The 13,342-nt window shown below is 70.5% G+C and carries 14 protein-coding genes and 1 pseudogene; 14 read left to right on the top strand and 1 reads right to left on the bottom strand.

The window, feature by feature from the left end:
* Window positions 1–45: 45 nt before the first annotated feature.
* Window positions 46–1,173, bottom strand: a complete 1,128-nt coding sequence (locus ACGFNN_RS16500; protein WP_393556439.1) for a YihY/virulence factor BrkB family protein — start codon at window positions 1,171–1,173, stop codon at window positions 46–48.
* On the opposite strand from ACGFNN_RS16500, the pseudogene ACGFNN_RS16495 reads away from it, so the two are divergent.
* The 14 genes and pseudogenes from ACGFNN_RS16495 to ACGFNN_RS16430 all read left to right on the top strand — a co-directional run.
* A pseudogene (locus ACGFNN_RS16495) lies at window positions 1,168–1,358 on the top strand (DNA alkylation response protein); the annotation flags it as partial. The gene ACGFNN_RS16500 and the pseudogene ACGFNN_RS16495 overlap by 6 nt on opposite strands.
* Before the next feature lie 290 nt (window positions 1,359–1,648).
* The gene (locus ACGFNN_RS16490) at window positions 1,649–2,941 is read left to right on the top strand and encodes a GAF domain-containing protein (protein ID WP_393556437.1); all 1,293 of its coding nucleotides are present in this window, start codon (window positions 1,649–1,651) and stop codon (window positions 2,939–2,941) included.
* A gap of 48 nt (window positions 2,942–2,989) precedes the next feature.
* Window positions 2,990–3,583, top strand: a complete 594-nt coding sequence (locus tag ACGFNN_RS16485; RefSeq protein WP_393556435.1) for a GNAT family N-acetyltransferase — start codon at window positions 2,990–2,992, stop codon at window positions 3,581–3,583.
* Between the two features lie 133 nt (window positions 3,584–3,716).
* Complete coding sequence (locus ACGFNN_RS16480; RefSeq protein WP_349817346.1) at window positions 3,717–3,800, top strand: putative leader peptide; 84 nt, start codon at window positions 3,717–3,719, stop codon at window positions 3,798–3,800.
* A 115-nt stretch (window positions 3,801–3,915) separates the two neighbouring features.
* A complete protein-coding gene (locus tag ACGFNN_RS16475) occupies window positions 3,916–5,613 on the top strand; it encodes a nitrite/sulfite reductase (RefSeq protein WP_393556433.1) in 1,698 nt (565 codons plus the stop codon).
* A complete protein-coding gene (locus ACGFNN_RS16470; RefSeq protein WP_393556432.1) occupies window positions 5,610–5,789 on the top strand; it encodes a hypothetical protein in 180 nt (59 codons plus the stop codon). Before ACGFNN_RS16475 ends, ACGFNN_RS16470 begins: the two co-directional genes overlap by 4 nt.
* The gene (locus tag ACGFNN_RS16465) at window positions 5,786–6,502 is read left to right on the top strand and encodes a phosphoadenylyl-sulfate reductase (protein WP_393556430.1); all 717 of its coding nucleotides are present in this window, start codon (window positions 5,786–5,788) and stop codon (window positions 6,500–6,502) included. Before ACGFNN_RS16470 ends, ACGFNN_RS16465 begins: the two co-directional genes overlap by 4 nt.
* A gap of 23 nt (window positions 6,503–6,525) precedes the next feature.
* Entirely contained in the window at window positions 6,526–7,071 is a 546-nt protein-coding gene (gene cysC, locus ACGFNN_RS16460) for an adenylyl-sulfate kinase (RefSeq protein ID WP_362549102.1), read from the top strand.
* Window positions 7,068–8,003: a sulfate adenylyltransferase subunit CysD gene (gene cysD / locus ACGFNN_RS16455; protein ID WP_362549105.1), complete on the top strand. Its 936-nt coding sequence runs from the start codon at window positions 7,068–7,070 to the stop codon at window positions 8,001–8,003. The genes cysC and cysD overlap by 4 nt, the downstream gene beginning before the upstream one ends.
* Before the next feature lie 163 nt (window positions 8,004–8,166).
* Window positions 8,167–9,504: a sulfate adenylyltransferase subunit 1 gene (locus ACGFNN_RS16450; protein WP_393556427.1), complete on the top strand. Its 1,338-nt coding sequence runs from the start codon at window positions 8,167–8,169 to the stop codon at window positions 9,502–9,504.
* Window positions 9,505–9,738: 234 nt separating this feature from the next.
* Complete coding sequence (locus tag ACGFNN_RS16445) at window positions 9,739–10,854, top strand: aliphatic sulfonate ABC transporter substrate-binding protein (protein ID WP_393556425.1); 1,116 nt, start codon at window positions 9,739–9,741, stop codon at window positions 10,852–10,854.
* Window positions 10,855–10,902: 48 nt separating this feature from the next.
* Window positions 10,903–11,694 (top strand): ABC transporter ATP-binding protein, encoded by a 792-nt coding sequence (locus ACGFNN_RS16440; RefSeq protein ID WP_362549114.1) that lies wholly within the window; start codon window positions 10,903–10,905, stop codon window positions 11,692–11,694.
* Complete coding sequence (locus ACGFNN_RS16435) at window positions 11,681–12,559, top strand: ABC transporter permease (protein ID WP_393556422.1); 879 nt, start codon at window positions 11,681–11,683, stop codon at window positions 12,557–12,559. Before ACGFNN_RS16440 ends, ACGFNN_RS16435 begins: the two co-directional genes overlap by 14 nt.
* 5 nt (window positions 12,560–12,564) lie before the next feature.
* Window positions 12,565–13,329 (top strand): sirohydrochlorin chelatase, encoded by a 765-nt coding sequence (locus ACGFNN_RS16430; RefSeq protein WP_393556421.1) that lies wholly within the window; start codon window positions 12,565–12,567, stop codon window positions 13,327–13,329.
* Window positions 13,330–13,342 lie beyond the last annotated feature (13 nt).

The following is a 13,342-nucleotide window of genomic DNA, read 5'->3' as shown; positions in this document are numbered from 1 at the left end:
CCCTCGCCGCGTGCGCCCGGGGTCACCAGGAGGTCGGGGCGAACGTCAGGAGGCGTCCTTGTCGCGGGGGCCGTGCAGCCGGGACTTGAGGTCGTCCGGGGGCAGGAAGCGTGACCAGCGCTCGGGGAACTCGGACGGCATGGACACGTCCTCGTCGTCGTCGGCGTAGGCGTCCCAGTTGGGGGCCTGGGTTCGGGCGAGGAGTTCGGCCGCCTGCGCCGCCTTCACACGGTCGTTCGCGGCGCGCGCGGCCGCCGTCGCCAGCGACGGCCAGACCCGGTCGATCGCGGCATTCACGGCAGCGCCGACGAGTACGGCGAAAGCGGAGATTCCTATCCAGAGCAGGACGGCGATGGGGGCGGCCAACGAGCCGTAGATGGTGGGTCCTTCGACGGTGCTCGTGAGGTAGATCCGCAGGAGGAAACTGCCCAGGACCCACATCCCGAGGGCCACGAGAGCGCCGGGGACGTCCTCCATCCAGGGCGAACGGACCGGCACGGACACGTGGTAGAGCGTCGTCAGGAAGGCGATGGACAGGACGATGACCAGCGGCCAGTAGAGGACCGACAGCACCTCGGTGCCCCAGGGGACGAACTCCACGACCCGGTCGGGCCCGACGACCAGCAGCGGCAGTACGACGGCTCCCAGCAACAGGGCGACCACGTACAGCAGGAAGGCCAGCAGCCGGGTCTTGACGATGCCCCGGTGACCGTCCAGCCCGTACATCACGGTGATGGTGTCGATGAAGACGTTCACGGCGCGTGAGCCGGACCAGAGCGCGATCGCGAAGCCGATGGAGATGACGTCGGGGCGCGCCCCGGTTGTCACGTCGGCTATCAGCGGTTTGGCGATGTCGTTGACGCCCCGCTCGGACAGGACCGTCTGCACCGCGCCCAGGATGTTGCGCTCGATCGAGGCGACCGTGGTGGTGGACGTCCAGTCGTCGACGTAACCGAGCAGGCCGATCAGGCCGAGCAGCAGGGGAGGCAGCGACAGGAGGGTGAAGAAGGCCGCCTCGGCCGCGAGCCCCAGAATGCGGTACTCGACGCACGAATTGACCGTGTCCTTGAGCAACTGCCATGCCATCTGCCGCTTCGACACGTTGCGGTAGAGGACTCGGGCCCGGTGGAGCCGGCCCGGTGGCCGCTCGGGTGTTTCGTTTGCTGCCTGCACGTCCTTACCGTATCGGCACGGCAGCGAGCACCCGAACAGTGACCAACCAGGTACCACCGCTGACCGGCTACGACGTGGACGGGGGCGACGCGGCGCCGGCCGAGGCCGTCGAGCGGCATCTCCCGGCCGGGGTCCTGGAGGAGGCCCGGAGGGAGCTGCGTGCGCTGGGCCTGTGCGCGGGCTCCGGGCCGCGATCGTACGGCGCGCGCGTGCGCGGGAGGGCAGGACAAACGAAGGAGGGTGATGCTGCGCCGACACGGCACCACCCTCCACGCTTGTGCACCACCGCACGGCGGTCGAGGACTCCCGCACGGTGTCCCCACCACTCTCCTACGCCCCTGGGCCGGTCACCAGAGTTGCAAAGGGTTGCAATCATTGCGTGGAGGTCGGGTCGGAGGGCTCGCGGGCACGGCAGGATGGGTCCTTGGGGACCGGTTGCCGCACGCCGGGCCCACGCCTTGTTGGGGGGACCGTCATGGACACACGCCCTGCCGCGCCGGACCGGCCGGGAAGCGGACCCGGTCCGGTGGTGGCCGAGCGGCTGATCCACCGCGCCCGGGAGGCCCGGATGGCGGGCGAGCGTACGGCGGCGGCCCCGCGCGCGGAGATCGACGCGTCCTGGGACCGCGTGATGGCCAGCGGGATCGACCCCGGGCAGTCGCCGGAGAGCAGTCTCCTGGAGATGGACGAGATCGAGCACCGCCGCACCAGCACGGCGCTCGGCGAGGTGATGCCGCTGCTGCGGGAGGGGCTGGCCAGGAGCGCGGACGCGGCGCGGCAGATCATGGTCGTCACCGACCCCGAGGGGCGCGTCCTGTGGCGTCAGGGGCATGCGGCGGTGATGCGCAGAGCGAAGGACATCTGCCTGGAGGAGGGTGCGGCCTGGGCGGAGTCGGCGACGGGGACGAACGCCATCGGTACCGCGCTCGCCGCGCGGACCCCCGTCCAGGTGCACTCCGCCGAGCACTTCATCCGGGCCCTGCACGGCTGGACCTGCGCCGCGGCCCCGGTGCGCGACCCGCGGGACGGACGGCTGATGGGGATCGTCGACATCAGCGGCCCCGCCTCCACCTTCCACCCGGCGACGCTGGCCCTGGTCGGCTCGGTGGCCGCACTGGCCGAGAGCGAGCTGCGCGGACGGCACCTGGTCGCGATCGAGCGGCTGCGTTCGGTCGGCGCGCCGCTGCTGTGCAAGCTGGGCGGTCGCGCCCTGGTGGTGGACACCCACGGCTGGCTGGCCGCCGTCAGCGGGATGCCGCCCGTCGACCGGCTGCCGCTGCCGAAGTCGCTGACACCGGGTCCCGTCTGGCTGGCCCCGCTCGGGATGTGCCGGGTGGAGCCGCTGCCCGGCGGCTGGCTGGTGCAGGTCACGGACGGCGGTCACGACGGGCCCCCGCGACGGGTGGTGCTCGACCTGAGCCGCGAGCGGGATCTCGCGGTGCACGTGGCCGGCCCGGTGGGAAGCTGGAAGCACCGGCTCTCCCCCCGCCACGCGGAACTGCTGTACGCACTGGCGCTGCGCCGGGAGGGGCGTACGGCGGCGGAGCTCGCGCTGGACGTCTTCGGTGACGCCTCCAGGACGGTGACGGTGCGGGCCGAGATCTCGCGGATCCGCCGGCATCTGGCCCAGGTGCTGGCGCACCGGCCGTACCGGTTCCGCGAGGAGGTCGAGGTGGAGGTCGTCCACCCCGATGTGCCTGCCGACCTGTTACCGAGGTCGACCGCCCCGGTGGTGCTGCGGGCGAGGGCGCCCATGGGGGCGGTCTGAGCGGGGGCCGGGTTCGGCTCATGGCCGTGGCCATGGTTTTCTGACGTCATGAGCGACCGCGTCCCCTCCTCCCCCGCATTCTCCGATGTGACCGTCTGGTATCTCGAGCAGACGTCGCCCGCGGACCTGAACCCCGCGTCCGCCCCGGGGGACGGCGTGACGGTCGTACGCTCGCAGACTCCGCTGCCGGAGTTCAGCCGGTTCCTCTACACGGCGGTGGGTGCGGACGTGCGGTGGACCGACCGGCTGTCGCTGACCCACGCGCAGTGGCGGGAGATCCTGGAGCGGCCCGGCGGCGAGACCTGGGTGGCGTACGAGAACGGGACCCCGGCGGGCTTCATCGAGCTGGACGCCCAGGCGGACGGTGCGGTGGAGATCGTGTACTTCGGTCTGCTGCCCGCCTTCCGGGGGCGCCGGATCGGCGGACACCTGCTGTCCCACGGAGTGGCGCGCGCCTGGGACCTCGCGGAGCGCCACCCGGACCGGACGCCGACGAAGCGGGTCTGGCTGCACACCTGCTCGGACGACGGCCCCCACGCGATGGACAACTACCTCCGGCGCGGGTTCCGCCTCTTCGACACCCGCGTCGAGCGTGAGCCCGTGTCCGTCCACCCCGGCCTCTGGCCCGGCGCGGAGGCCTGAGCACACCTCACCGATATCGCTTTGTCGACAGATCGGCGTGACCAGGACCACACCGTCTCACATTTCAGGACCCCCACGTCCACATAGTGGATCGTGGTGGACTGGCCCGAGATCCGCGTGACACGCTTCCGTCATGTCTGGAACTGGAATTGCCTTGGTGAGTCGGCGGCACGTCGACCTCGGCCGCATGTCCAGCGCCATCTGTCCGGTCCGCTGAGAGTTTCCAGCACCGCGAATTTCCCGATTTCACGCTCCATCCCTGCGCACCGCCGCGCCTCGCGCGAGTGTGCAGTTCAGAGCCGCCCTCCTGCAGTCCCGAAGGACGTATAGCCATGGCCGCCAGCCCCGAGAAGCCTGCTACCGCCACGCCCCGCCGCAAGGCCGGACGTCACCGTGGTGAAGGTCAGTGGGCCATGGGTCACTTCACCCCGCTGAACGGGAACGAGCAGTTCAAGAAGGACGACGACAGTCTCAACGTGCGGACACGCATTGAGACGATCTACTCCAAGCGTGGATTCGACTCGATCGACCCCAACGACCTGCGCGGGCGCATGCGCTGGTGGGGTCTCTACACCCAGCGCAAGCCCGGGATCGACGGCGGCAAGACCGCCGTCCTGGAGCCGGAGGAGCTGGACGACCGCTACTTCATGCTCCGGGTCCGCATCGACGGTGGCAGGCTGACCACCCAGCAGCTCCGCGTCATCGGGGAGATCTCCGAGCAGTACGCACGCGGCACGGCCGACATCACCGACCGGCAGAACGTCCAGCTGCACTGGATCCGCATCGAGGACGTCCCCGCGATCTGGGAGAAGCTCGAAGCCGTCGGGCTCTCGACCACCGAGGCCTGCGGCGACTGCCCCCGCGTGATCATCGGATCGCCGGTGGCCGGTATCGCGGCGGACGAGATCATCGACGGCACCCCGGCGGTGGACGAGATCCACGAGCGCTACATCGGCAGCCCCGAGTTCTCCAACCTGCCGCGCAAGTTCAAGACCGCGATCTCCGGTTCACCCGTGCAGGACGTGGTGCACGAGATCAACGACATCGCCTTCGTCGGTGTCGTCCACCCCGAGCACGGCCCCGGCTTCGACCTCTGGGTCGGCGGAGGGCTCTCCACCAATCCGCGGTTCGCCGAACGCCTGGGCGCCTGGGTGCCGTTGGACGAGGTTCCGGATGTGTGGGCCGGCGTGGTGGGCATCTTCCGCGACTACGGCTACCGGCGCCTGCGCACCCGCGCCCGTCTGAAGTTCCTGATGGCCGACTGGGGTCCGGAGAAGTTCCGCCAGATCCTCGAGGACGAGTACCTCAAGCGTCCGATGATCGACGGGCCGGCGCCCGAGCAGCCCTCCTCCCGGTGGCGCGACCACATCGGTGTTCACCGGCAGAACGACGGCCGGTTCTACGTCGGATTCGCCCCGCGCGTCGGCCGGGTGGACGGGTCCACCCTCGCCAAGATCGCCGATCTGGCCGAGGCGCACGGCTCCGGCCGGGTCCGCACCACCGTCGAGCAGAAGATGCTCATCCTCGACGTGGAGCAGGACCGGATCGAGTCGCTGTCCGCCGGGCTGGAGGCTCTGGGCTTCCAGGTGAAGCCCTCCCCCTTCCGCCGCGGCACGATGGCCTGCACCGGGATCGAGTTCTGCAAGCTGGCGATCGTCGAGACGAAGGCGCGGGGTGCCTCGCTCATCGACGAACTCGAGCGCCGCATGCCGGACTTCGAGGAGCCGCTCACCATCAACATCAACGGCTGCCCCAACGCCTGCGCCCGTATCCAGACGGCCGACATCGGGCTCAAGGGCCAGCTGATGCTGGACGCCGACGGCAACCAGGTCGAGGGCTACCAGGTGCACCTCGGCGGCGCGCTCGGTCTGGAGGCCGGCTTCGGCCGCAAGGTCCGCGGCCTGAAGGTCACCTCCGCCGAACTCCCGGACTACGTCGAGCGGGTGCTCGGCCACTTCCAGGAGGAGCGCGAGGAGGGCGAGCGCTTCGCCACCTGGGCCGCCCGGGCCAGTGCGGAGTCGCTGTCATGAGCGAGCGAGCCGCGCCCTTCTACTGCCCCTACTGCGGCGACGAGGACCTGCGCCCGCACGAGACGGGGCACGGCGCCTGGGAATGCGCTTCCTGCAACCGTGCGTTCCAGCTGAAGTTCGTGGGTCTGCTGACCCGGGGACTCCAGCGCAACGACGTTGAAGGGGAAGGGACATGACGGACACTCTGCGAGCTGACGAACTCACCGAAGAGGACCTGAAGGACCTGGCGGAACGAGCGGGGCGCGAGTTGGAGGACGCCTCCGCCAGCGACATCCTGAAGTGGGCCGCCGAGACCTTCGGCAAGCGCTTCTGCGTCACGTCCTCCATGGAGGACGCCGTCGTGGCCCACCTGGCCTCGCAGGTCTTCCCCGGCGTGGACGTCGTCTTCCTGGACACCGGCTACCACTTCGAGGAGACCATCGGCACCCGGGACGCGGTGGGCGCGGTGATGGACGTCAACCTCATCACCCTGACCCCGCGCCAGACGGTGGCCGAGCAGGACGCCGAGTACGGACCGAAGATGCACGACCGCGACCCCGACCTGTGCTGCGCGCTGCGCAAGGTCAAGCCCCTGGAGGAGGGACTGACCGCGTACAGCGCCTGGGCCACCGGCCTGCGCCGCGACGAGTCCCCCACCAGGGCCGACACCCCCGTCGTGGGCTGGGACGAGAAGCGCCGCAAGGTGAAGGTCTCACCGATCGCCCGCTGGACCCAGGACGACGTGGACGCCTACGTCGCCGAGCACGGCGTACTGACCAACCCGCTGCTGATGGACGGCTACGCCTCCGTCGGCTGCGCGCCCTGCACCCGCCGGGTGCTGGAGGGCGAGGACGCACGCGCCGGCCGCTGGGCCGGGCGCGGCAAGACCGAGTGCGGGCTGCACGGCTGATGACGACTGATCAGGAGATATCGATGAGCGTGACGGAGACGGGGGCCACCGTCTGGCTCACCGGTCTGCCGAGCGCCGGCAAGACCACCATCGCCTACGAGCTGGCGGGCCGGCTGCGCGGCGAGGGGCACCGGGTCGAGGTGCTGGACGGCGACGAGATCCGGGAGTTCCTCTCCGCGGGCCTCGGCTTCTCCCGCGAGGACCGGCACACCAACGTCCAGCGCATCGGCTTCGTCGCCGAACTGCTGGCCGCCAACGGCGTGAAGGTCCTGGTCCCGGTCATCGCCCCGTACGCCGACAGCCGCGAGGCCGTGCGCAAGCGTCATCAGCAGGAGGGCACCGCGTATCTCGAGGTGCACGTCGCGACTCCGGTCGAGGTGTGCTCCGAACGCGACGTGAAGGGGCTCTACGCCAAGCAGGCGGCGGGCGAGATCAGTGGTCTCACCGGGGTCGACGACCCCTACGAGGCACCCGAGTCGCCGGATCTGCGGATCGAGTCGCACCAGCAGACCGTGCAGGAGTCCGCAGCGGCGCTCCGTGCGCTGCTCACCGAGAGGGGTCTGGCGTGAGCACCGTCACCACCGTGCCGGAAGGCACCGTCAATCCGTACGCGCTGAGCCACCTGGACTCCCTGGAGTCGGAGGCCGTGCACATCTTCCGTGAGGTCGCGGGCGAGTTCGAACGGCCGGTGATCCTCTTCTCCGGCGGCAAGGACTCGATCCTGATGCTGCACCTCGCGCTGAAGGCGTTCGCTCCCGCCCCGATCCCCTTCACGCTGCTGCACGTGGACACCGGGCACAACTTCCCCGAGGTCCTCGACTACCGCGACCGCACCGTGGAGAAGCACGGGCTGCGACTGCACGTCGCCTCCGTGCAGGAGTACATCGACGCGGGCAAGCTCCGTGAGCGTCCCGACGGCACCCGCAACCCCCTGCAGACCGTGCCGCTGACCGAGGCGATCCAGCAGCACCGCTTCGACGCGGTGTTCGGCGGCGGGCGGCGCGACGAGGAGAAGGCCCGCGCCAAGGAGCGCGTGTTCTCGCTCCGCGACGAGTTCTCCCAGTGGGACCCCCGACGGCAGCGCCCGGAGCTGTGGCAGCTCTACAACGGCCGCCACGCCCCCGGTGAGCACGTCCGCGTCTTCCCGATCTCCAACTGGACCGAGCTGGACGTATGGCAGTACATCGAGCGTGAGGGCATAGAGCTCCCGGAGATCTACTTCGCCCACGAGCGCGAGGTCTTCAGCCGCAACGGCATGTGGCTGACCGCCGGCGAATGGGGCGGCCCCAAGGAGCACGAGAAGACCGAGACCCGGCAGGTGCGCTACCGCACCGTCGGCGACATGTCCTGCACCGGCGCCGTCGACTCCGACGCCGCCACCCTGGACGCCGTCATCACCGAGATCGCCGCCTCCCGCCTGACCGAGCGGGGCGCGACCCGCGCCGACGACAAGATGTCCGAGGCCGCGATGGAGGACCGCAAGCGCGAGGGGTACTTCTGAGAACCCGGCTCGCGGCGCACGCCGCGGTCGCGTGCCCGGGCACCGCACCGCTCGGCGTGGCCGCCGGCCCACGGCGCTCCGCGTCACCTCCGTACTCCTCCCTGCCGCGCACGGCTCCGCACTCCGCTCCCTGAACCGGCCTGATCCACACGAGAGGCCCGCCATGACCACCACCGCCGAACAGCTCTCGGCCACCACCCTCCTGCGCTTCGCCACGGCCGGGTCCGTGGACGACGGCAAGTCCACCCTCGTCGGACGCCTGCTGCACGACTCCAAGTCGGTCCTCACCGACCAGCTGGAGGCCGTCGCCCTCGCGTCGACCAACCGCGGCCAGGAGGCCCCCGACCTCGCGCTGCTCACCGACGGGCTGCGGGCCGAGCGCGAGCAGGGCATCACCATCGACGTGGCCTACCGCTACTTCGCCACGCCCCGGCGCCGCTTCATCCTCGCCGACACCCCCGGCCATGTGCAGTACACCCGCAACATGGTCACCGGCGCGTCCACCGCCGAGCTGGCCGTCGTCCTGGTCGACGCCCGCAACGGCGTGGTCGAGCAGACCCGCAGGCACGCCGCGGTCGCCGCCCTGCTGCGCGTCCCGCACGTGGTCCTCGCGGTCAACAAGATGGACCTGGTGGACTACGCGGAGCCGGTGTTCGCCGCGATCGCCGAGGAGTTCACCGCGTACGCGGCCTCCCTGGGCGTCCCGGAGATCACCGCGATCCCGATCTCCGCGCTCGCCGGGGACAACGTCGTGGAGCCGTCCGCGCACATGGACTGGTACGGCGGCCCCACGGTCCTGGAGCACCTGGAGACGGTCCCGGTCAGCCACGACCTCACCGCCTGCCACGCGCGCTTCCCCGTGCAGTACGTGATCCGCCCCCAGACGGCCGACAACCCGGACTATCGCGGGTACGCCGGGCAGATCGCCGCCGGGGTGTTCCGGGTCGGTGAGACGGTGTCCGTGCTGCCGTCCGGGCGCACCACGACGATCGAGGGCATCGACGCGCTCGGCGAGAGCGTCGACATCGCCTGGGCCCCCCAGTCGGTGACGATCCGGCTGGCGGACGACATCGACGTCTCGCGCGGCGATCTGATCGCCCCGGCCGACGACGCCCCCGCCACCACCCAGGACGTGGAGGCGACGGTCTGCCACGTGGCCGACCAGCCGCTCACCGTCGGCCAGCGGGTGCTGATCAAGCACACGACCCGGACGGTCAAGGCGATCGTCAAGGACATCCCGTCGCGCCTGACGCTCGACGATCTCTCCCAGCACCCGGCCCCCGGCAAGCTGGTGGCCAACGACATCGGCCGGGTCGTGGTCCGCACCGCCGAACCGCTCGCCCTCGACGCGTACGCGGACTCCCGGCGCACCGGATCGTTCCTGCTGATCGACCCCGCCGACGGGACGACGCTGACGGCCGGCATGACGGGTGTGTCGTTCGCCGCCGAGGCGGAAGCGGACGCGGGCACCTCCGCCGAGGACGCGGAGTGGGACTTCTGATGAACGGTGACTTCTTCTCGACCTTCGCGAAGGAGGGCGGCCGCGTCGGCAGCGGCGCCCTCGGCAGCGGACAGGGCGGGGTCGGGCGATGTGCGTGATGACGTACGCGCACTGCCTGCGCGCCCCCGCGTACCACCCGCACCGCCAGTTCCGACGAAGACCTGCCGACCGCCCGGCCGCGCCGCCCCACTCCAGGGGGACGTGAGAACCGGGCCTACGAGAGGAAAGCCTCCCGTGCCTGTCACCCGTACCGCTCTCCGCCGCGGCCTCGCCGCCGCCGCAGCCCTGCCGCTCCTGGCCCTGGCGGCCACCGCCTGCGGCTACGGCTCCGAGGCGAAGGAGGACGACTCCGCGAAGGCGGACGTCGCCGCCGGCGGGAAGAAGCTCTCGGCCGACACCGTGAAGATCGGCTACTTCCCGAACCTCACGCACGCCACCGCCCTGGTCGGTATCCAGGAAGGTCTCATCGCCGAGGAGTTGGGCGGCACCGAGGTCAAGCCCTCGACGTTCAACGCCGGGCCCTCCGAGATCGAGGCGCTCAACGCGGGCTCGATCGACATCGGCTTCATCGGCCCCTCCCCCTCGATCAACGGCTTCGCCAAGTCCAAGGGCCAGAGCCTGCGCATCATCGGCGGCTCGGCCTCCGGAGGCGTGAAGCTCGTCGTCGATCCGAAGAAGATCAAGACCCTGGACGACCTCAAGGGCAAGAAGATCGCCACCCCGCAGCTCGGCAACACCCAGGACGTGGCCTTCCTCCACTGGATCGCCGAGAAGGGCTGGAAGGTCGACGCCCAGAGCGGCAAGGGCGATGTGTCCGTGGTCCGTTCGGACAACAAGGTGACCCCGGACGCCTTCAAGTCCGGTTCGCTGGACGGCGCCTGGGTCCCGGAGCCGACCGCTTCCAAGCTGGTCGCCGAGGGTGGCAAGATCCTCCTCGACGAATCGACCCTGTGGCCGGACAAGAAGTTCGTCATCACGAACATCATCGTGTCGCAGAAGTTCCTCTCCGAGCACCCCGACGTCGTGGACGCGGTGCTCCGCGGCACGGTGAAGACCAACAAGTGGATCAACGCCAACCCGGACAAGGCGAAGGCCTCGGCCAACGCGGCGCTGGAGAAGCTGAGCGGCAAGCCGCTGGCCGCCGAGGTGCTCGACCCGGCGTGGGAGTCCATCCAGATCACGGACGACCCGCTGGCCGCCACGCTCCAGGCGCAGGCGGACCACGCGGTCGGCGCCGGCCTGCTGGAGAAGCCCGACCTCAAGGGCATCTACGACCTGAAGCCGCTGAACAAGATCCTCAAGGCCGAGGGGCAGCCCGAGGTCGCCGACGCCGGTCTCGGCGCCCAGTAACCACCCGACCGCACCAGGTTCCCTGAAGACTCCCAGGAGGTGACGACCATGGCGACCACCACCCTCACCAAGGCCGAGGACCGTACAGCGGTCGAGCACGCCGCTCGCATCCGGAACGTCTCCAAGTCCTTCGCAGGACCCACGGGGCAGCAACTCGTCCTGGACGACATCACGCTCGACGTCGCCCCGGGTGAGTTCGTCACCCTCCTGGGAGCCTCCGGGTGCGGTAAGTCCACCCTGCTCAATCTCGTGGCCGGACTCGACCGCCCGACCGCGGGGTCCATCGAGACCCCCGGCGGGCGGCCGGCCCTGATGTTCCAGGAGCACGCCCTCTTCCCGTGGCTCACCGCGGGCAAGAACATCGAACTCGCCCTGCGTCTGCGCGGGGTGCCGAAGTCGGACCGCCGCCCGGAGGCCGAGCGGCTGCTCGAACTCGTACGCCTCGGCGGGGCGTACGGGAAGCGGGTGCACGAACTCTCGGGCGGTATGCGCCAGCGGGTCGCGATGGCCCGCGCGCTCGCCCAGGACAGCCAACTGCTGTTGATGGACGAGCCGTTCGCCGCGCTCGACGCCATCACCCGTGATGTGCTGCACGACGAACTGACCCGGATCTGGCGGGAGACGAACGCCTCCGTCCTCTTCGTGACCCACAACGTGCGCGAGGCGGTGCGGCTGGCGCAGCGCGTCATCCTGCTCTCCTCGCGCCCGGGGCGGATCGCCCGCGAGTGGACGGTCGACATCGAGCAGCCTCGCCGTATCGAGGACACCGCCGTGGCGGAACTGTCCGTCGAGATCACCGAAGAACTGCGTGGGGAGATCCGCCGACATGGCCAGCACTGAGACGAAGGCCGACGATCTGGCGGGGCTCGAAGCGGGCCTGGACGCGCTCGACGCGGTCCAGGTGCGCCGGACGCCCGCACGCGAGATCCTCCTCAACAAGGTTCTGCCGCCCGTGGTGGCGGTCGTCCTGGTGATCCTCGTCTGGCAACTGCTGGTCTGGGCGAAGGTCACCGACGACTACAAGCTCCCGCCGCCCGCGGCGGTCTGGGACAGCCTGACCGACATGTGGCTGCAGGGCACGCTGCTCGAGGTCATCTGGACGAGTGTGTCGCGCGGCCTCTTCGGCTTCGTGATGGCCGTCGCCATCGGCACCCCCCTGGGCATGCTGGTGGCACGGGTGAAGGTGGTCCGGGCCGCGATCGGCCCGATCCTGTCCGGGCTGCAGTCGCTGCCGTCGGTGGCATGGGTGGCTCCGGCCATCATCTGGCTCGGCCTCGACGACAGGACGATGTACGCGGTGATCCTGCTCGGCGCCGTGCCGTCGGTGGCCAACGGTCTCGTCTCAGGCGTCGACCAGGTGCCGCCGCTGTTCCTGCGGGCCGGACGCACGATCGGGGCGACGGGACTGCGCGGGACGATCCACATCGTCCTGCCGGCCGCGCTGCCCGGATACCTGGCGGGGCTCAAGCAGGGCTGGGCGTTCTCCTGGCGTTCGCTGATGGCCGCAGAGATCATCGCCTCCTCCCCCGACCTGGGCCTGGGGCTCGGCCAACTGCTGGAGAACGGCCGGAACAACTTCGACATGCCGGGGATCTTCCTGGCGATCCTGCTCATCCTCTTCGTCGGCATCGCGATCGACCTGCTGATCTTCAGTCCGCTGGAGCGGCGCGTACTGCGCAGCCGTGGTCTCCTGGTGAAGAGCTGATTTCCATGGCATCCCCGGTCCTCCTCGTCATCGCCCACGGCAGCCGCGACCCGCGGCACGCGGCGACCGTGCACGCTCTCACCGCGCGGGTACGGTCGCTGCGTCCCGGGCTGCGCGTGGAGACGGGTTTCCTCGAGTTCAACGCCCCGTCCGTGCCCAGGGTGCTGGAGCGCCTCGCCGCCGAGGGCACGGACGAGGTCGTGGCGCTTCCGCTGCTGCTGACCCGTGCCTTCCACGCCAAGTCGGACATCCCCTCGGTGCTGCGCGAGGCGAGGGCCCGGCTGCCCCGTCTCCGTATCCGCCAGGCCGAGGTCCTCGGCCCCTCGCCCCTCCTGAACACGGCCCTGGAGCAGCGGCTCACGGAGGCGGGGATCACGCCCGCCGACAAGGCCTCGACCGGTCTGGTCCTGGCCTCGGCGGGCTCCACAGACCCGGAGGCGATCGCAGTGATCGCTGAAATCGCGCGGGAGCTGCGGCACACCGGTTGGTGCGCCGTGCGGCCTGCGTTCGCCTCCGCTGTCACATCCGGGGGAATCCCCCGCACCGCCGACGCCGTACGCGCTCTGCGCGCCGACGGCGTACGGCGGGTCGCGGTGGCCCCGTACGTGATCGCCCCCGGCCGGCTCCCTGACCGGATCGCCGCGGGCGCCGAGGAGGCGGGGGCCGATGTGCTGGCCGACGTGCTGGGTCCGTCCGACGCACTCGCCCGCCTGCTGCTGAACCGGTACGACGAGGCATCTCTGCCCGCCGAGGGCGCGATGACCGCCTGAATTCCCTGGTAAC

Origin of the sequence: Streptomyces sp. NPDC048590, from assembly GCF_043199535.1 — a bacterium.
In the GTDB taxonomy this organism is placed as follows: domain Bacteria; phylum Actinomycetota; class Actinomycetes; order Streptomycetales; family Streptomycetaceae; genus Streptomyces.
The sequence above is the reverse complement of the archived record's forward strand: the minus strand, read 5'-3'. Positions and strand labels throughout refer to the sequence as shown.